The organism is Actinomyces culturomici (assembly GCF_900499005.1).
Lineage (GTDB): Bacteria > Actinomycetota > Actinomycetes > Actinomycetales > Actinomycetaceae > Pauljensenia > Pauljensenia culturomici.
Genome location: NZ_LS991318.1, coordinates 52,368 through 71,682 on the forward strand (window position 1 = coordinate 52,368; position 19,315 = coordinate 71,682).

Here is a 19,315-nt window from a genome sequence, read left to right on the forward strand (position 1 = left end):
AGGCACTGCTCGGCGGCGGGCTGCGCGGACGGCTGAGGGGCGGTGGGCGTCCCTTATACACATCTGACGCTGCCGGCGAATAAAGAGGGGTACGACTCGGGGGTGGAGGGCTGTATCAAACAAAAAAAAAGAGAATTACTCGTATAGCCCTCTGACGCTGCCGACGACTAGAGAGAGGANCCGCCGGGGAATCGGGGGTCGGGGTCGATCCGGTGCCGGGCGTCGACGGCTCGGCGGGGGTCGATGCTCCGGGTGTCGCCTGCTCGATCGCGGCGGCGCCGACGGCGAAGGTGTAGACGGCCGGGTCGGAGACGAGGCGGCCCTTGGGAGTCTCGACCTCGCCGTGGAGGGCGAGGGAGTAGGTGCCCGCGGCTGTGAAGAGCCAGTTCGCGTGCTCGTGGGCGGGCGCGCTCTGGAGGATCGAGCGCCCGGGGGCGGCCTCGAGGGAGCCCTGCTCGAAGATCGGGGACGTGGCGCCGAATGCGGCCGAGCGCCAGAGGAGCACGCGGCCGGGTCCGGAGACCTCGTCGACGACGAGGCGGATCGCGGTCGGGCGCAGTGGCGCGAGGGCGTTCGAGTCCCAGCCGGGCCACAGGAGCGCGGGGTCCTCGGACTGGGGGAGCGCGTAGCCGGCGGTTCCGACTCCCTCGATCTTCTCGGTCGCGCTCGTCTTCGCGGCGTCGGCGACGCCGAGGACGAGCTTCGCGGGGTTGTGGTAGGTCGGTGCACCCGGAGTTGTCACGTCCTCCTTGGCGACGAGGGAGATCGTCGGCCCGTTGGGGACGAGGGCGAAGACATCGGCGTGCCCGCGTGTGAGGAGCGCCTTCGCCGTCGACTCCCCGCTCTGGGGGCCGGGCGCGGCGATCGTCGGCGCCGCGGAGAGCCCGAACGCGAGGGCGAGGGCGAGGAGCGCGGTGAACAGGGCGAGGAGCGGATGAATCCCGCGGCGGGCGGCGCGCATGACGAACCTTCTAGTGATAATGAGAGTGGCTCGCATTACCATACAGGGTTGCCCGCGCACCGCGCGACCCTGCGCGTGAGGTTCGGATCACGCCCGCCGCGTGCGAGGATGCGCGAAGAGACGCCGATGTCGTCGAAGGGGAGGAGTGTCGTGCCGTACTCGTGGGAGGCCCTCAAAGCGCGCGTGCGGGCGCGGATGTCGAAAACCCTGCTCGTCTACTTCGCGACACTCGCGGCCTTCGCATTGTGGACGCGCAACTCGGCGTACGTCGTGTGGCCGCTCCTTCTCGGCCTCTACTGGGAGGTTGTCGACACCGTCCTCAACGGGGACCCGTACCGACGCGAGCGCCCCGACCGGGAGCCCGACCTCTAGACGCTCCTCTTCGCTGCGACGTCATGCGTCGTGGATAGTGGCGACATGCCTCTGGGGCGCCGCGGCATGAGCCACATGCGGCGTGCCGTGCGTCTGGGGCTCTGACGTTATGCGTCCTGAGCGGCGCGGTCATGCGCGCCCGTCCCCTCGGTGGGCGAAGGTGATGCTTTCGACTCTCCGTCGATTTCCTGGTCCGGGAGGAAGTTCTGGACTTGAGGTGCTCGACGAGCACCTCGTGAGACTCATGAGCGCCTCTGTCAACGCATCATCGACGACGCCGGCACCACCGCTATTCTTGCGGTGCCGATGGAGCCGTTGCGGTGCCGGGGGAGTGGGTGTTCCGTGTAGCAACGGCACCACCTTTTTCTTTGCGGTGCCGATGGAGCCGTTGCGGTGCCGGCGGAGTGTGGTGGCGATGGGGCCGCTGGAGTGCGGGAAGAAGAGCCGTGACTGATGGTCGCTCGATCGACACCCGCCTCGGTCTGATCCCCTCAGTGGAGTCGCCGCTCCGGACTCCCTCTAACGAAGGAGCGCCTTGCGCCCTCGTGCCCGACGGGCGAGGGCGGGGACCGTGCCGCCCGGCTCGGCTTCTCGGGTCCCGCTCCTCATTCACGAGGCCGACCCTGGTCTGTCGCGTGGAGCGTCGATGGCGTCAATCGGGGACGGTCCCCGAAGCGGAACGAGACGCGGGGTCCGATGGGAGAATCGTTCCATGGCAACGGTCTATGTCGTCACCGGGGCCGCCGGGCACCTCGGATCGACGATCGTGCGCGCGCTCGCGGCGCGCGGGAGCGCGGTGCGAGCCCTCGTGCGGCCGGGCGAGGCCGTGCCCGCCCCCGTCGCTTCGGCCGCCGAAGTCGTCGAGGGGGACATCACCACCGGGCCTCCCTCGAGCCCCTTTTTCGCGGGCCTCGAGAAGCGCGACGTCGTCGTCCTCCACACCGCGGGCAGCGTGTCGATCGGATCGGCGACGCGCGCCGAACTCCTCCGCGTCAACGTCGGAGGCGCGGCGAACGTCGCGCGCGCGTGCCTCGCGCACGGGGTCCGCCGACTCGTCTACGTGAGCTCCGTCCACGCGATCCCCGCGTCCGCCGGGCACGGAGCCGACGACCCGATCGTCGAGACGAAGGACTTCGACCCCGCCCTCGTGTCCGGCGACTACGCGAAGTCGAAGGCGATCGCGACTCGGCACGTCCTCGGGCTCGCCGGGCGCGGCCTCGAGATCGTCGTCGTCCATCCCTCCGGGTTCCTCGGGCCCTTCGATCGAGGGGCGAATCACCTCGTCCAACTCATCGGTCTGCACGGGTCCGGGCGGCTGCCCGCCACGGTGCGCGGCGGCTTCGACTTCGCGGACGTCCGCGATGTCGCCGATGGATGCATTCGCGCCGCGACCTCGGAAGATCGGGCGAGACCTACATCCTCTCCGGGCACTTAGCGACGATCACCGAACTCCTCGCGACTCTCGGCGGCAAGGTGCCGGTCGCCCTCCCGCGGGCCCTCGCGGCCCTCGCGGCGCCTTTCGTCGAGGCCTGGGGCCGTGTGCGCGGAACGCGACCCGTCTTCACCCGCTACGCCATTGAGACGCTCGGCGCGCCGGCGCGCTTCTCCCACGAGAAGGCGGCGCGCGAGCTCGGATACCGGGTCCGAGGACTCGCCGAGACGGTGCGGGACATGCTCGGCTACCTCGCGGAAGTCGCGAGGTCGGCGGGGTCGGCGGGGTCGGACACCGCCCCGCTCACACCGCGGGGCGGGAGAACCTGTGCTCGCCGGGTCCGACCTCGAGCGCGCCGTCGTGGAGTCACTCCAGGGTGAAGGAGTCGAGGTCGAGGCGGCCGCGTCCGCGATAGGTGAGGAGCAGTGCGACCTCGTCGGCCTCATCGATTCCCGACAAGTCGAGGACGACGGAGGCGGTGCGCCTCCAGCGGCGCGAGGGCGCGATCGGGACTGAGGCGAGTCGGCGGCCGTCTTCGGTCGACACCTCGAGGCGCCCTCGTCCGCTCGCCCGCGCGACGACGGAGATCGTGGGCGCGAGGCCGCGGAAGGAGCGATAGCCGGCGGTGCAGCCGTCGCGCAGGTTTGCGACGTACTGGTGGAGGCGCTCGCCCGCGCCCGCCTGGCGGATCGAGGGGAGGAAACCCGTGCCCTTCACCGAGTAGAAGGATCCGTTCCAACGGTGGGTGAGCCGGCACGCCCAGTGGGCGCGGAAGGTTCCCCGGCCGTCGAAGGGACGGCCGCGCAGGCCCGTGCTCGAGAGGCGGGCCCGCGCGAAGGAGCCGTCGGGCAGGAGCTCGAGCGGCTCCGCGCACGTTTGGCGCGAGGCCATGATCCCGCCGGTGTGACGGTGGTAGAAGAGGAACCAACGGCCGCCGAGCTCGACGAGGCCGCCGTGATCGTTGCCGATCGGCATCGCCGCCTGGAGCGGTCCCTTTCGCCTGTCGACGCCGATGTCGCCGTTCGAGACGAGGACGCCGCGGTAGTGGAACGGCCCGAGCGGTGACGTTGCCGTCGCGTGGGCGAGGGCGTGCCAGTGGATGTCCGAGTAGACGAGGTAGTAGAGGTCGCCGATCCGGCGGGGCGAGGACGCCTCGAAGAACTCGTGCCCTTCGAAGCCCGTGCCGCCGCTCTCGGAAACGTCGGGGAGGAGCGGGTGCGGGCCGTCGATGATCGTCGTGAGATCCGCGCCGAGTTCGAAGACGTGCGAGTGGTGCCGGACAGTGTCAAAGCGTCGGTGCGCGGCGTTGACCGGTCCGTTCCCGGAGTACACGTAGACGCGCCCATCGTCAACGAGGACCCCGGGATCGAAGGGGAGGACGTCCCCCTCGCCCTCCCCGAGCGGAGTCCCGTCGGAATGGCGGATGTAACCGAGGAAGTCGAAGGGCCCCTCGGGTCGTTCCGCGGTCGCCACCCCCATGAGGGGGTAGTCGTCCATGCAGTAGAAGAGCGCGTAGCGCCCGTCGGGGACGCGGACGACGTCGGGGGCGTAGAGGCGCCGGAGCGCCTGGCCGGGCTGGACGTCGTTATTCACGGGATCCTGGTCGCGGCGGTAGGAGACGCCGTGGTTCGTCCACACGGAGAGATCGTCGAGCGGCGCGGACCAGACCTCGTAGTTCTCCATGCAGAAGTCGGGGCCGCCGTAGCGGTCGTGGCTTCCGTAGAGGTAGAGGCGGTCGCCGAAGACGCGCGGTTCCACATCGGGGATGTAGACGCCCTCGGGGAGGACGGGGTTGGCGAGCGGGGGAGTCGTCATGGCGGTTCTCAGGCGGTGACGGCCTGAGCGCGCTCCTCGAGGTCCTTCGTGATGTCGGAGAACTTCGACTCGAGGTCGTACCAGTGGAGGCCGAGCCAGCAGAGCACGAGGAAGACGCCGGGGATCCAGATCGAGGTCGCGAGGATCGCGTTGACTGCGGCCGGGGTCTGGGAGGCGGCGGCGCCGTCGTAGCCGCCGAGGGCGAGGACCCAGCCGATGAGGGCCGCGCCGAGGCCGTTGCCGATCTTGCCGCCGAAGCTCGTCGCGGCGTTCGCCATGCCCACCTGGCGGCGTCCGAACTTCCACTCGCCGTAGGTGACGGTGTTCTGGACGAGCGGTCCGGAGACGGCCATGAGCGGGATCGTCGCGAGGGTGACGAAGGGACCGACGACGAGGAGCGCCCACAGGTCCATGGGGAAGAGGCAGCGGATGAGGGTCGCGACGATGCCGATGACGAGGGCGATGCGGGCGGTCTTCGCCATGCCGAAGCGCTTGGAGAGTGGGCCGACGGCGGCGAATCCGACGAGGACCGGAAGGAGACCGATGCCGCCGAGGAGGGCCATGAGGTTCTCGTCCCCGATGATCCACTTGACGTAGTAGATGCCGGCGGCGCTCGTGAGGGCGAAGACGACGGCGGAGAGCGTCTGGACCGCGAGCATCATCACCCAGTACTTGTTCCGGAAGAGGAGAGAGAGGGACTGGACGAGAGGGAGGTGCTCCTCGGCCTCGGACTCTGCGGGCTCGCTGTTGCGCTCGGGGTTGGCGGAGAAGGCGATGAGGAGCGCGACGGTCGTCGCGAGGGCGCAGCCGAGTCCGAACTTGATCCATCCGGCCTGGTCGCCGCCGAGGGCGTTGGTGATCGGGATGTAGGCGATGGCGATGACCATGCCGCCCAGGTAGCCGAAGATCGCGCGCGTGATGCCCATGCGGCCGCGCTCCTCGGAGGACTGGGTCGCGTAGAACATGAGCGACCCGAAGGGGATGACGACCGCCGTGAACATCACGGCCGAGAGGAAGATGTTCGTCGCGAGGGCGTAGCCGAACTTCACGGAGTCGCTCGCGCCCGCGGGGACGAGGAAGAGGGCGGCGACCGCGAGGCCGGCGGGGACGGCGCCCCAGAGGAGCCATGGGCGGGCCTTGCCCCAGCGGCTCTTCGTCCGGTCGAGGAGGTAGCCCATGCCGATGTCGGTGAAGGCGTCGACGACCTTGGAGATCAGCATGACGGTGCCGGCGGCGGCCGCCGCGATCCCGACCTTGTCCGTGTAGAAGTAGACGAGGACGCCGAGCAGGCCGGTCATGATGTTGAGACCGACCTGGCCGACTCCGTCGCCGAGGTAGTTCGTCGCGCGCATCGTCTTCTGGATGCCCTGGCCGTCGAGGCCGAGCGGCTTCTTCGCCATCGTGTTTCGCCTTCCGTGAGCCGATTCGTCGGCGAATCGGCGGTGGTGGTTGAGGAGTGGAGCGGTGTCGACGTTCGGAGCCGATTCCCGGGGGGCTCGGCGCCTGGCGCGTGAGCGGGATGTCGCCGCCGCTACTTGCGCGCGCTAGTTGTGGAGTGAGTGCAGCATATGCGCGGCCGCGCCGCTTTGGCAAGGGGTTGATGAAAGGATTCAGAGGGTTCCGGCGAACGCCGAGGTCAGGCGGTCTCCCGATCGACGAGCCGGATGACCGACTCGGGCTCTCGGATCTCTCCGACGTCCTCGCCGGCCTCGCGCAGGGCGAGCTGGGCGAGGAAGCGTCCGAGGCCCTGATTGTCAACGTGGATCGTTGTGATCCCGGGGACGAAGAGCGACGCGAGCGGGGCGTCGTCGTGACCGATGATCGCGAGCTCCTCCGGAATCCGGATCCCGGCGCGCAGGGCGGCGCCCGCGACGAGCGCGGCCGAGGTGTCGTTGTAGGCGACGACCCCGTCGACTCCGTCGACGACCCAGGCGCGGATGATCTCTTCGTGGGACGTCCGGTCGTCCTTGGGTGAGAAGGCGTCCGAATGGACGAGCTCCGCGTGCGGCGCCTCCTCGATCGTGCGGCGCGCGAGGGCCTCGCGGGCGGCGACGAGTTCGGCGAGGCGGGGTTCGTCGAGGGAGGCGAAGGCGACTCGTCGACGACCCCTCGCGAGGAGCGTCTCGACCTGGAGGCGCGGCCCTTCGGCAAAGTGGAGCTGGAGCTCCTCGGCGCCTTCGTCGGTCGGGGCGAGGGTCGGCGCGCCGGGGATCACCGCGCGGATGCGCGCCCTCTCGAGCGAGGCGATCTCTTCATCGGAGAAGGCGGTCATTGTGACGACGACGTCCGGCTCGAGCGTCTCCCAGAGCGGTCGGGCGGCGCGTCCGGGCCGCCGGGTCGTCGTGACGAGGGAGTATCCGGCCTCCTCGAGGACGCGGGAGGCCTCATCGACGTGCGATTGCAGCGCGTGCTCCATCGGCCAGTCGGGCAGGACGAGGAGGATGATCCGGGTCCGTCCGCTCGCGAGGGCGGCGGCGGCGCGGTGGGGGCGGTAGCCGAGTCTCGCGGCCTCGTCGAGGACGCGGCGCCGCGTCGGCTCGGAGATCGTCTGGCCCGGCGTGTTGTTGAGGACGAAGCCGACGGTCGCCCGCGAGATTCCGAGCGAACGCGCGACGTCGGCGGCGGTCACCCGCTTGCGTGCCGGCATGAGTCCCTCCCTGGGGTGAGATGGGGCGCCGGTGGTCTCGCGTCGAGGGCGTTGCGCGGCGTCGGGGACGATGCTAGCATCGGTTTCACTAGCGCGGGCTAGTTGTGGAGACTTCAGGGGGCATCGCAGCCCCACCCGCTAGTGGAATCGGGATCCTCATGCTCATCACGCCCACCGCCCCCCGCTTCGAGCACCACCTCGAGGCGCTCGGCATCCCTGAGGCCGCACCGCGCCTCAGCTGGATCGTCCCCGATGCCCCCGAAGGATGGGAGCAGATCGGCTACGAGGTCGAGGCCAGGCGCCCCGGGAGCGCAGCGATCGAGACCGCCCGGGTCGACTCCGGCGCTTCCGTCCTCGTCCCCTGGCCCTTCGCCCCCCTGCGCTCGCGCGACTCCCTCGAGGTCCGCGTCCGCCCGCTCGGAAGCGACGCGACCCCCGTCGAGTGGTCTCAGTGGAGCCGCGTCGAAGCCGGACTCCTCGGCGCCGACGAGTACCCGACGTCGATGATCGCCCCCGCGGACGACGCCTGGCGCGCCCCGCTCCTGCGCCGCGCATTCACGATCCCCGAGGATCGCGCGATCCTCTCCGCCTGTCTCCGCTCGACCGCGCGCGGTCTCGTGCGCGCCGAGATCAACGGCATGCGCGCAAGCGACGAGGAGCTCGCCCCCGGCTGGACCGCCTACGAGTCGCGCCTCATCGTGCGGACCGACGACGTCACCGCGCTCGTCCGCCCCGGCGCGAACGCGCTCGGCCTCGCACTCGGCGATGGGTGGTGGCGCGGGCGACTCGGATGGAGCGGCGAGTCCGCGCTCTACGGGGAGACGCTCTCCGCCCTCGTCGTCCTCGAGGTGACCTTGGACGACGGCTCGCGGATCGACGTTCTCCCCGACGAGTCCTGGCGCAGTGCGCCCGGTCCGCGACGCTCCGCCGACCTCTACGACGGCGAGGAGTTCGACGCGAGGCTCGCCGACCCCGCCTGGTCGACGCCCGCCTTCGACGACTCCGACTGGGAGCCCGCCCGACTCGTCGACGTCGACCCCGCGATCCTCGTCGGGCCGCTCGCCCCGCCGGTCCGCGTCGTCGAGATGCGCTCCCCCGTCGAGGTCTTCGACTCACCGAACGGCGGGATCCTCCTCGACTTCGGGCAGAACCTCGTGGGCCGCGCCCGCATCCGCCTGCGCACCGGAGAGGGGAGCGGCGTCGACGCCGGGCATGAGGTCGTCCTGCGTCACGCCGAGGTCCTCGAGAACGGCGCCCTCGCCCTCGAGCCCCTGCGCACCGCGAAGGCGACCGACCGGTACATCTGCGCCGGAAGCGGCGAGGAGGAGTGGGCGCCGGCCTTCACCTTCCACGGCTTCCGTTACCTCGAGGTGACCGGGTGGCCCGCCGACCAGCGCGACGCCCTCGTCGGGGACGACCCGGCGATCCGCGCCGAGGTCCTCTCGACCGTCATGGAGCGCACCGGCCGCTTCGACTGCTCCGACCCGCTGCTCGCCCGATTCCATGAGAACGTCGTCCAGGGCATGCGCTCGAACTTCCTCTCCCTGCCGACCGACTGCCCTCAGCGCGACGAGCGCCTCGGGTGGACCGGCGACCTCGAAGTCTTCGCGCCCGTCGCGACCTTCCTCTACGACGCGTCCGGGATCCTTACGAACTGGCTCGCCGACCTCGCCGCCGAGCAGGCGCGCTACGGCGGAACGCCGAACGTCGTCCCCGCGATCGTCACCGGCTATCAGGGGCCGATGGCCGCCTGGGGCGACGCGGCCACCGTCGTCCCGTGGACCCTCTACGAGGCGAGCGGCGATGTCGAGCTCCTGCGCGCGCAGCTCCCCTCGATGCGCGTCTGGGTCGACGAGGTCGCGGCCGCCGCCGGCGACTCCCTCATCTGGAGCGCGGGCTACCAGTTCGGCGACTGGCTCGACCCCGACGCGCCCGCCGAGAACCCCTCGAAGGGCAAGTGCGCCCCGGAGATCGTCGCGACCGCCTACTTCGCCCGCTCCGCCAGGATTCTCGCCGACGCGGCGTCCATCGTCGGCGACGTCGAGGTCGCGACGACCTACTCCGACCTCGCCGAGCGGGTGCGCGAGGCGTTCATCGCCGAGTTCGTCACCCCCTCGGGCCGCCTGATGTCCGACGCGCAGACCGCGTATGCGCTCGCGCTCGCCTTCGACCTCCTCCCCGAGTCTGCGCGCGAGGGCGCGGCCGCGCGTCTCGCCGATCTCGTGAAGTCCGCCGGATACCGGATCTCGACGGGATTCGTCGGCACGCCGCTCGTCACTGGCGCGCTCGCCGCGAACGGGCACGCCGACGTCGCCTATCGCCTCCTCCTTCAGACCGAGGCGCCCTCGTGGCTCTACCCCGTGACGAAGGGCGCGACGACGGTGTGGGAGCGCTGGGATTCGCTCCTGCCCGACGGGACCGTCAACCCCTCGGGGATGACCTCCTTCAACCACTACGCACTCGGCGCCGTCGCCGACTGGATGCACCGGACGGTCGCGGGCCTCGCCCCCGCCGAGCCCGGGTGGAGGCGCCTCGAGATCGCCCCGATCCCGCCGAAGCGCGGGCTCGATTCCGCCTCCGCGTCCCTCCTCACGCCCTACGGGGAGGCCGCGTCCTCGTGGCGCCTCGAAGACGGCGAACTCCACCTCGACGTGCGCGTCCCCGTCGGCGCGACCGCGCGCGTCGTCCTCCCCTCAGGGGCGATCCACGAGGTCGGGCACGGCGTCCACTCCTTCCGCGAGTCCTTCGAGGTCGACGCCGCCGAGCGCCCGCACCTCGACCTCGATACGCCCCTCGGCGTCCTCGCGGAGGTGGACGGAGCCCTCGACCTCCTCGCCGGCGCCGTCGAGATCGCCATCCCCGGCTCGGCCGAGCACACGGGCGCGGGCATCGCCGGTCAGGAGGGCGTGACCGCCCGCCAGATCTCCGGAATGCTTCCGCACTCCGAGCGCTTCCTCGCCGGCATGGAACGGGGATTCGCCGCCCTCAACGCCGGAGAGCCCGTCCCCGTCGACCTCACGGTCGCGGGGGTCCGCGCGGCCCGCGCCGCCGAGGAGGCGGAGCGCACGGCGAACGCCACCGCGGCGGACACCGCGGACGCTTCGGAGTCGAGGAACCCGGTATCCGGGGAGGCAGGACGCCTCGGCCTCACCCTTGAGGAGAAAGCCTCGCTCCTGTCCGGCGAGGACTTCTGGTCGACGAAGGCCATCGAGTCGCGCGGCATCCCGAAGCTCGTCCTCACCGACGGCCCGCACGGAGTGCGTCTCCAGGACGGTGAGTCCGACCACCTCGGCCTCAACGCCGCTCGACCGGCCACGTGCTTCCCGCCGGCCGTCGCGGTCGGCTCGAGCTGGAATCCGGCGCTCGCCGCCGAGATCGGCCGTGCGGTCGGCGAGGAGGGTCGCTCCCTCGGTGTCGACGTCGTCCTCGGGCCGGGAGTCAACATCAAGCGCTCCCCGCTCGGCGGCCGCAACTTCGAGTACTACTCGGAGGACCCGACCCTGTCCGGCGCGCTCGGCGCCGCCCACGTCGCCGGCATGCAGGAGGTCGGGGTCGGCGCCTCGCTCAAGCACTTCGTCGCGAACGACCAGGAGACCGACCGCATGCGCGTGAGCGCCGAGGTCGACGAGCGCACGCTTCGCGAGATCTACCTCGCGTCCTTCGAGAGAGTCGTCAAGGAGGCGAGGCCCGCGACCGTCATGTGCGCGTACAACCGCCTCAACGGCGTCTTCTGCTCGCACAACCCCTGGCTCCTCACGACCGTTCTGCGCGAGGAATGGGGCTTTGAGGGCCTCGTCGTCTCCGACTGGGGCGCGGTCTCCGACCGCGTCGCCGGGGTCGCGGCGGGAATGGACCTCGAGATGCCGGGCAGCGGCGGCGCGAACGATGCGAAGATCGTCGAGGCCGTGCGCAACGGTTCCCTGTCCGAGGACGCCGTCGACGCTTCGGTCGCCCGCGTTCTCGCGCTCGCCGCCGCGAAGAAGGAGCCGAACGGCCCCTTCGACGCCGACGCGCATCACGCCCTCGCGCGCAGGGCCGCCGCCGAGTGCGCGGTCCTCCTGAAGAACGAGGACGCCCTGCCGCTCAGCGCGGGTCAGCGCATCGCGGTCATCGGCGCGATGGCGGAAACCCCGCGCTACCAGGGCGGCGGCTCCTCCCACATCAATGCGACCCGCGTCGACTCGCCGCTCGACGAGATCCGCGCCCTCGCCGATGCCCGCGGCTCGTCCGTCGCGCGCGCCCTCGGCTATGCGATCGACGAGGGCGCCGACGCGCGGGCCCTCCTCGAGGAGGCCGTCGAGGCGGCGGCCGGATCCGATGTCGCCGTCGTCTTCGCCGGGCTGCCGGAGAAGGAGGAATCCGAAGGCTTCGATCGGACGACCCTCGACATCCCAGAGTCTCAGGTCGCCCTCATCCGCGCGGTCGCCGCGGCCGCTCCGAAGACGGTCGTCGTTCTCATGAACGGCGGCGTCGTGTCCCTCGAGGGATTCCACGACGAGGTCGACGCGATCCTCGAGGGCTTCCTCCTCGGCCAGGGGGCGGGCGGTGCGATCGCCGACCTCCTCTTCGGCGAGGCGAACCCGTCCGGGCACCTCGCCGAGTCGATCCCGCTGCGCCTTGAGGACACCCCGAGCTGGGCGAACTTCCCCGGCGAGCAGGGTCGCGTCCGCTACGGCGAGGGCGTCTTCGTCGGTTACCGGTACTACGCGAGCGCCGGCGCGCCGGTCCGCTACCCCTTCGGCCACGGCCTCTCGTACACGACCTTCAAAACCGACGGGCTCGAGGCCGAGAAGACCGGCGAGGACTCGGCGGTCGTCCGGGTCCGCGTGACGAACACGGGCGGGCGCGCGGGCGCGCACGTCGTCCAGGTGTACGTGGCCGCCCCCTCCGGGCCGGTGCGCCGCCCCGTCCGGGAGCTCCGCGGCTTCGAGAAGGTCGCCCTCGAGCCGGGCGAGTCGACGACCGTCGAGATCGTGCTGGATCGCCGTTCCTTCGCCTATTGGGACGTTGAGCGCGAGGACTGGGTCGTCCCCGAGGGAACCGCGGTCGTCGAGGTCTGCGCGAACGCGCACGAGGTGCTCGCCTCGGCGCCGATCGACCTCGCCGGCGACTCGTTCCTCCAGCCGCTGACGATGGATTCGACCGTCGGCGAGTGGTTCGGCCACCCGGTCGTCGGGCCGCTCCTCATGGAGGGGATGGCGGCCGGGATGACCGAGGAGCAGCGCGCCCAGGCTGACGAGAGCGCCGACATGCTCCGCATGGTCGAGTCGATGCCGATGCGCCAGTTCGTCGGATTCCTCGGCGGCGCGATGCCGCCCGAGGCCCTCGAGGGGCTCATGGCCCTCAGCCGAGGGGAGGGTCCGACGGCCTGAGGCGGAGTCGGCGCGCGGCCGCGGCCTCGTCGATGCGCTGCGGTGGCGCGCGATAGCGGAGGGGAGTTCCGTCCACAGGCGGGGCTCCCCTTCGCCGTCGTCCACAGGCGGACGGGCGCCCCTTCCCGACGAGGACGGGGCCGCGGCACGATGAGGGGGACGACACGGCGCCGTCGTCGATGAGACCCCGCACGCGCGGGGCGCGGAGTCCGGTGCGCCCGGATCCGCCGATTCCACCCTCGCGAAAGGCACCGCCATGTCCGCAGCCCCTCCGTTCCCCCTCGTTCCGGCTCTGCGCCGCGTCCTCGTCCTCCTCCTCGGGGCGCTCCTTCTCCTCGGCCTTCTGGCCCTGTCCGCAGGGCCCGCGTCCGCGCGCGGCGTCGGGGAGGGGCGCCACGTCCGCGGCGTGGGGGCGGAGACCTCGCGCGGCATGTGGCTCGGCGCGATCGAGGCGCCCGCGAACGGGGAGAAGCGCTATCCCACCTTCTGCACGCACATGTGGCGCGACGATCCCGAGCCCTACCAGACGGCGAGCCTGTCGACCCTCGTCGAGGCCGCGCAGTGGGGACCGGACGAGCTCGACGCGACGACGCCGCAGATGGCGTGGATTCTCCTCGCCCACCAGGCCGACGCGTCGGCGACGAACCGGGCGGCGCTCGCCTACCTCGTCCACGCGAACTTCGAGGCCCCCGACGCCGGACGCGACCCCGCCGAGTCCGTGTCGCGCCTCGTCGCGGCCGTGCGCGCCCAGATCCCCGAGGTCGACGCGCTCGCGCGGACGTACGTCGCCGAGGCCCGCGCCTCCGCCGCCGTCGCCTACGGGAACGGCGAGGCGAGCGGCGACGGCGAGCGCCGCGGTCGCCTCTTCTCGATCGGCGTGCGCTCGACGAACGGCTGGGTCGCCGGCCGGCCCGTGGCGGCGAGGCTCGACGGTCCGGCCGTCTTCACGGCGACCGGCGCGACGACCTGGTCCGGGACGACCGGCACCGAGCCGATCTCCCTCGACTGGCGGGCGACCGGCAACGGCGAGGTGCGAGCGACCCTCGTCTACACCGACCCCGCGCGCCAAACCCTCACCCGCTACACCACCGGGCCGAACCTTCAGGACGCCGTGACGATCGGGGACCGGCCGAGCGGCGACGCCGAGGAGCACGAGGTCGCGGGCCCGACCTGGCGCGTCGCCTACGATTTCCGGCCGATCGCGACCTCGAACGTCGGCAAGGCGAAGATCCTCGACGCCGGACCGCTCACCGACGTCCTCACCGTCTCCGCCGACCCGTCCTACGGGTCCGGCGACTGGCTCGAGATCGAGGGGAGGGCCGTGCCCGTCGTCTTCCGCGGCACCGCTTCCCGGACGGGGGAGGCCCTGCCCGCCACGGCGCCCGGTTCCTCCGGCCCGTCCGAAGCGGGAGCGTCGACCTCGTCGATCGGAGGCGAACCGGCGATCCCCGAGGGCGCCGAGCCGCTCGGCACAACGACCCTGACGGCCACGGGACCGGGGGAGTACGCGGCGTCCCTCGCGCTGCCCGAGGGCGCCGAGCCCGGCTTCGTCACCTGGGTGTGGCGGACGGTCGAGGAGGATCAGGCCGGGACGATCGACGAGGCGGGCGCGGCCGTCCCGCTCGCCGATCTCATCCGCGCGGACTGGGCCGACGCCTTCGGCCTGCCCGACGAGACGACCTCGCTGCGCTTCCCGATCGACGTCGACTCGTCCCTGTCGACCCGGACGACGAAGTCGGGGACGTACCTCGTCGACGACCTCTTCGTCACCGGATTCCCCTCCGACCACCCCGCCTTCACGGGCGGCATGGGCTTCGAGGCGGACGCGCCGACCTTCACGCAGAGCCTCCTCTTCTTCCCCGAGGGGCTCGAGGTCGTGGACGCGAACCGCGAGAAGGCGGAGACCATCGGGTCGCTCGAGATCCCCGCGCGCAACGGCTTCCACCCGTCGATCGGGGCGACCGACTTCCGCATCGGCGAGCGCCCCGGCACCTACGTCTTCGTCTCCTCCTTCGCCGGCGACTCGAGGGTCCGCCCCTTCGCGTCGAGCGTCGAGGACGCGACCGAGCAGTACCGGGTCGCCCCGCCCGAGGCGCCAGCGCCGACCCTCGAGACGACCGCGACCGACGCGGACGACGGCGACAAGGAACTGCCCGGATTCGGGACGGCCCGCATCGCCGACCGCGTCTGCTACTCGGGCCTCGAGGCCGGGGCCGAGTACCTGCTCACCGGGACGCTCATGGACCGCGAGTCCGGAGAGCCCGTGCGCGGCGGGACGGGTGCGCCCGTGACCGTCGAGCAGCCCCTCGTTCCCGAAGGGCCGGAGGGGTGCGCCCAGGTCCTCTTCGAGGTCGAGGCCGCGCGACTTTCGGGCCGGACGACCGTCGTCTTCGAGAGGCTCGCTCGAGACGGCGCGCTCGTCGTCGCCCACGCCGACCTCTCCGACGAGAGACAGACGGTGACGAGCGCCCCCGCCGCCTCCTTGACGACGACCGCGAGCGACGGGGCCGACGGCGACAAGACCCTCGTCGCCGGGGTCGACGCCCGGATCGTCGACCGCGTCTGCTACACGGGCCTCGAGGCGGGGAGGGAGTATTCGCTGACGGGAACGCTCATGGACCGCCTCCTCAACGCGCCGGTCCTCGCGGACGGGGCGCCCCTGGCGGTCGCGACGACGCTCCGCCCCGAAGCGTCGGACGGGTGCGCCGAGGTGACCTTCGCGCTCGACGCGAGCGCTCTCGCGGGCCGCTCGCTCGTCGTCTTCGAGGAGCTCCGACTCGGCGACGCCCTCGTCGCCGTCCACGCCGACATCGAGGACGAGGGGCAGACCGTCTCCTTCGAGGCGCCTCCGGCTCCGGAGTCGCCGCAGTCGGCGCCGCCCTCGTCGGGTCCGGGCGTCGAGCTCGCGAAGACGGGCGCGACCGGCGCTCCACTGCTCGGCGGCGCGCTCATGCTCGCGCTCATCGGCGCTGCGGCGCTCCTCGGAGTACGGGTGCGCGATCGGGGGTAAGAGGTCGTGGCCCCGCCGAGGGCTCGCGGCGCGGCCGTGAGCCCTCGGCGAGCGGAGCGCCATTTCGGGTCGCTCAGACGATCCCGTTGTGGGCAGGCGCCGTCCAAGGCGGGCCGGCGGCCCCTACCGGGCCGGCGCGGGCGGGCCGCCGAGTCCCCTCTCGCGGCGAGGGCCCTCCGTTACCCTGGCCCGGTGGCCTCCCCCGATGAACCCGCGCTCGTCCTCGTCAATCTCGGGACGCCCGCCGCACCGACGACGCCGGAGGTACGGCGCTACCTCCGCGAGTTCCTCACGGACCCCCGCGTCATCGAGATGCCGAAGGCCCTGTGGCGGCCGATCCTCGAGGGGATCGTCCTGCGCGTCCGACCGGCGAACTCCGCCGCGAAGTACCGGACCGTCTGGCTGAAGGAGGGCTCGCCGCTCCTCCACTACACGAGTCGGCAGGCCGAACTCGTCGAGGCGGAGACCGGCGTGAGAACCGTCCCCGCGATGCGGTACGGCGCCCCCGCCCTCGGCGATGTCCTCGACGGGCTCACGGCCGAGGGACGGCGGCGCATCGCGATCCTCCCCGCCTACCCGCAGTACTCGGCGACGACCGTCGCCTCCGTCGACGACGCCCTCGCCGCGTGGATCGGGCGTCGGCGCGACCGGCCGGAGCTCCGCCTTGCCCGCTCCTTCCCGACCGCGCCCGCCTACATCGACGCGCTCGAGGCCGCGATCCGCACGGCCTGGGAGACGACCGGGCGGCCGGACTTCGCGGGCGGCGACCGCCTGCTCCTCTCCTTCCACTCGATACCGGTCGCCATGCACGAGGCCGGGGACCCCTACCGCTCCGAGTGCCTCGCGACGGCGGCGGCCCTGCGCGAGCGCCTCGGCCTGTCCGAGACCGAGTGCCCGGCGACCTTCCAATCGGTCTTCGGGCCCGCGAAGTGGCTCGGTCCCGCGACGATCGACACCGTCGGGTCCCTCGGCGTCGGCGGCGCCCGGCGCGTCGACGTCGTCTGCCCGGGATTCGTCGCGGACTGCCTCGAGACCCTCGAGGAGATCGACCAGCTCAATCGCCGGACCTTCCTCGAGGCGGGCGGCGGCGAATTCCACTACATCCCCTGGGGGAACGACTCGGCGGGCGCCGCCTCCGCCCTCGTCGATCGGGCGCGCGACGTGCTGGGGAACTGGATCGGCTGAGGCCCGGCGGTCCTCAGCGCGCCGTGGGAGCTCCGCCGTCGACGAGGGCGACTTCCCCGCGACGGGAGGCAAGGGCGCGCCTAGCCTGGAATCGACACCAGTCGTTCCGTGAAAGGGGAACATCATGGTCCGCCTCTCCACCTCCGATCTCGACGTCGCGCCCCTCGCCCTCGGCGGGAACACCTTCGGCTGGACCTCCGACGTCTCCGAGTCCTTCGCCGTCCTCGACGCCTTCGTCGGCGCGGGCGGCTCGCTCGTCGACACCGCCGACGTCTACTCCGCGTGGGCGCCGGGCAACCGCGGCGGCGAGTCCGAGGACATCATCGGCCGCTGGTTCGAGCGCCACGGGCACCGCGACGACGTCGTTATCGCGACGAAGGTCGCGAAGCACCCCGAGCGCCGCGGGCTCTCGCCGCAGAACATCGCGGCCTGCGCGGACGCGTCCCTCACCCTGCTTCGCACCGACCGGATCGACCTCTACTACGCGCACGAGGAGGACCCGGCGACACCGATCGGGGCGTCGGTCGCGGCCTTCGCGGAGCTCCAGGCCGCCGGCAAGATCCGCCACGTCGGCCTGTCGAACTTCTCGGGCGAGTCGATCCGCGCGTGGATCGCCGCGGCCGACGCGCAGGGCGTCGCCCGGCCGATCGCCCTGCAGCCGCACTACAACCTCGTCCACCGCGTCGAGTTCGAGGCCTCCGATCGCGCCGTCGCCTCCGAGTTCGATCTCGCGGTGATCCCGTATTTCGCGCTCGCCGCGGGCTTCCTCACCGGCAAGTACGCGCGCGGCGAGGAGCCCTCGGGCGCCCGCGCCGGCATGGCCTCCGAGTACGCGTCCGATCAGGCGTTCTCCGTCGTCGACCTCGTGCGCGCGATCGCCGCGGCGCACGACGTTCAGCCCGCATCGGTCGCGCTCGCGTGGCTCGCCGCGCAGGAGACGGTCGCCGCCCCCATCGCGTCGGCCCGCGCGATCGGTCAGCTCCCGGCGCTTCTCGCGTCGATCGATCTCGAGCTCGCGCCCGAGGAGATCGACGCGCTGACGAAGGCCTCGGTCGGACTCTGAGGATCGATCGGCTCACGTTCTGAGGGACAGCGGGGGCCCGGCGGCGTCGGCCGCCGGGCCCCCGCGCTCCCAGTGCTTGCTTCGCGAGGGTTTCTCACGTGGGAATGCCCGACAGCGACGATGAAGCAAGCGGTGGGAGCACGCGTCTCAGGCGGAGGCGGTCCTCGAACGCTCGGCCCAGGCGGTCGCGGCGACGGCGCCGCCGATCGCGAGGACCGCGGGAACGAGGATCTCCGTCCCCTGATGCGTGAACTCGAGGACGAGCACGAGGCCCGTGAAGGGGGCCTTCATCGAGGCGCCGAGAAAGACGGCCGCCCCGATGAACACGAAGGCCGCGATCGACGTCCCCGGCCACATCCACGACCAGAGCAACCCCGACACCGCGCCGAGGCCTGCGCCGAGCGCGACGCCGGGCGTCAGCGTTCCGCCCCAGCCGCCCGCGCGGATCGTCAGGAGCGTCGTGAAGGCCTTGGCGACGAGGACGAGCACCGCGGTTCCGAGCCCGATCCCGGCGAGCCACGAGGCGTCGAACTGGGTCTGCGCGCTCGCCTGGCCATTGCCGAGGACCGAGGGGATCCACACGGACACGAGTCCGACGGCCCCGAATGCGAGCGGAAGCGTCCACCACAAGCGCATGTCGCGCGGCTTGGCGGCCTCGAAGGCGTGGACGCGGCGCCGGAACGCAACGCCGAGCCAGCCGAGGATCGGGCCCATGACGAGCGCCCAGCACGTGAGGGAGGCCGAGGCCTCGAGCCGGGGCACCGTATAGAAGGGCTCGGGTCGGGTCCAGCCGGTGGAGACGAGGACCGCGATCGCCGACACGGCGAAGGCGGGGGCGACCGTTCGCGCGCGCATCGCGACGAGGAGGATCTCGAGCGTGTAGACGGCGCCGGACAAGGGGATCGAGTAGACGGCGGCGAGGCCCGCGCCCGCGCCGCACGCGACGATCGTGCGACGGTCCTCCTCGGAGAGGCCGAGCCTGTCCGAGATCCAGCGGGAGAGTGCGGCGCTCACCTCGCGCGGGGCGACCTCGCGCCCGATCGAGGCGCCCAGTGCGACGAGGACGATCTGCGTCGCCGCGTGCCAGACGGCCCGCCCGATCGGCATCGGCGTTCCGGAAACGGCGGCCGACACGGAGACGAGCGCCTTCGAGCGTCGGAACATCAGCGTCCACGAGGCGGCGCCGAGGACGCCCGCGATGACGAGGACGAGGATGCGGCGCCAGGGCGCGGTCGCCTCGACCGCGTCGAGGAGCGTCCCGGAATGGAGGTTCCACGCGAGGTACTCGACGCCGTGGAGGAGCAGCGTGCACAGCCTTCCGACGATGCCCGCGACGATCCCCGTGAGGACGATCGCCGCTGCGAAGCGGCGGTTCGGGGAGGCGGTCGCGGGTTGGGAACTCACGGGTTCCACTGTAGAGGCCGGGGTCCGGGCTGGCCGCGCTGGTTCGCTCCCCCG

At 71.9% G+C, this 19,315-nt stretch carries 12 protein-coding genes; 7 read left to right on the forward strand and 5 right to left on the reverse strand.

Annotated features, from left to right (window positions below):
• Positions 1-115: 115 nt before the first annotated feature.
• Positions 116-1,003, reverse strand: a complete 888-nt coding sequence (locus DY157_RS10050) for a choice-of-anchor M domain-containing protein (RefSeq protein WP_456236506.1) — start codon at positions 1,001-1,003, stop codon at positions 116-118.
• A 108-nt stretch (positions 1,004-1,111) separates the two neighbouring features.
• Between DY157_RS10050 and DY157_RS10055 the strand changes: the two genes are divergently transcribed.
• From DY157_RS10055 to DY157_RS10065, 3 genes are all read left to right on the forward strand, one after another.
• Positions 1,112-1,333 carry a hypothetical protein gene (locus tag DY157_RS10055; protein WP_115728519.1) on the forward strand — a complete coding sequence of 74 codons (222 nt, stop codon included), beginning with the start codon at positions 1,112-1,114 and terminating at the stop codon, positions 1,331-1,333.
• Between the two features lie 712 nt (positions 1,334-2,045).
• A complete protein-coding gene (locus DY157_RS10060; RefSeq protein ID WP_160159528.1) occupies positions 2,046-2,768 on the forward strand; it encodes an NAD-dependent epimerase/dehydratase family protein in 723 nt (240 codons plus the stop codon).
• Positions 2,708-3,145: a Rossmann-fold NAD(P)-binding domain-containing protein gene (locus DY157_RS10065; RefSeq protein ID WP_115728521.1), complete on the forward strand. Its 438-nt coding sequence runs from the start codon at positions 2,708-2,710 to the stop codon at positions 3,143-3,145. The genes DY157_RS10060 and DY157_RS10065 overlap by 61 nt, the downstream gene beginning before the upstream one ends.
• On the opposite strand, the gene DY157_RS10070 is transcribed toward DY157_RS10065, so the two are convergent.
• From DY157_RS10070 to DY157_RS10080, 3 genes are all read right to left on the reverse strand, one after another.
• Positions 3,132-4,580, reverse strand: a complete 1,449-nt coding sequence (locus DY157_RS10070) for a family 43 glycosylhydrolase (protein WP_115728522.1) — start codon at positions 4,578-4,580, stop codon at positions 3,132-3,134. The two genes, DY157_RS10065 and DY157_RS10070, sit on opposite strands and share 14 nt — an antisense overlap.
• Positions 4,581-4,588: 8 nt before the next feature.
• On the reverse strand, positions 4,589-5,980 hold the full coding sequence (locus tag DY157_RS10075) for an MFS transporter (protein WP_115728523.1): 1,392 nt from the start codon (positions 5,978-5,980) through the stop codon (positions 4,589-4,591).
• A 236-nt stretch (positions 5,981-6,216) separates the two neighbouring features.
• On the reverse strand, positions 6,217-7,227 hold the full coding sequence (locus DY157_RS10080) for a LacI family DNA-binding transcriptional regulator (protein ID WP_218938095.1): 1,011 nt from the start codon (positions 7,225-7,227) through the stop codon (positions 6,217-6,219).
• A 158-nt stretch (positions 7,228-7,385) separates the two neighbouring features.
• On the opposite strand from DY157_RS10080, the gene DY157_RS11605 reads away from it, so the two are divergent.
• The 4 genes from DY157_RS11605 (at position 7,386) to DY157_RS10105 (ending at position 17,857) form a co-directional block, all read left to right on the forward strand.
• On the forward strand, positions 7,386-12,599 hold the full coding sequence (locus DY157_RS11605; protein ID WP_218938096.1) for a family 78 glycoside hydrolase catalytic domain: 5,214 nt from the start codon (positions 7,386-7,388) through the stop codon (positions 12,597-12,599).
• 256 nt (positions 12,600-12,855) lie between these two features.
• Complete coding sequence (locus DY157_RS10095) at positions 12,856-15,609, forward strand: VaFE repeat-containing surface-anchored protein (protein ID WP_115728524.1); 2,754 nt, start codon at positions 12,856-12,858, stop codon at positions 15,607-15,609.
• Between the two features lie 192 nt (positions 15,610-15,801).
• The gene (gene hemH / locus DY157_RS10100) at positions 15,802-16,794 is read left to right on the forward strand and encodes a ferrochelatase (RefSeq protein WP_115728525.1); all 993 of its coding nucleotides are present in this window, start codon (positions 15,802-15,804) and stop codon (positions 16,792-16,794) included.
• A gap of 124 nt (positions 16,795-16,918) precedes the next feature.
• On the forward strand, positions 16,919-17,857 hold the full coding sequence (locus tag DY157_RS10105) for an aldo/keto reductase (protein ID WP_115728526.1): 939 nt from the start codon (positions 16,919-16,921) through the stop codon (positions 17,855-17,857).
• A 147-nt stretch (positions 17,858-18,004) separates the two neighbouring features.
• Here DY157_RS10105 and DY157_RS10110 read toward each other — a convergent pair whose 3' ends face one another.
• The gene (locus DY157_RS10110) at positions 18,005-19,261 is read right to left on the reverse strand and encodes a chloride channel protein (RefSeq protein WP_160159529.1); all 1,257 of its coding nucleotides are present in this window, start codon (positions 19,259-19,261) and stop codon (positions 18,005-18,007) included.
• Between the last annotated feature and the right edge of the window lie 54 nt (positions 19,262-19,315).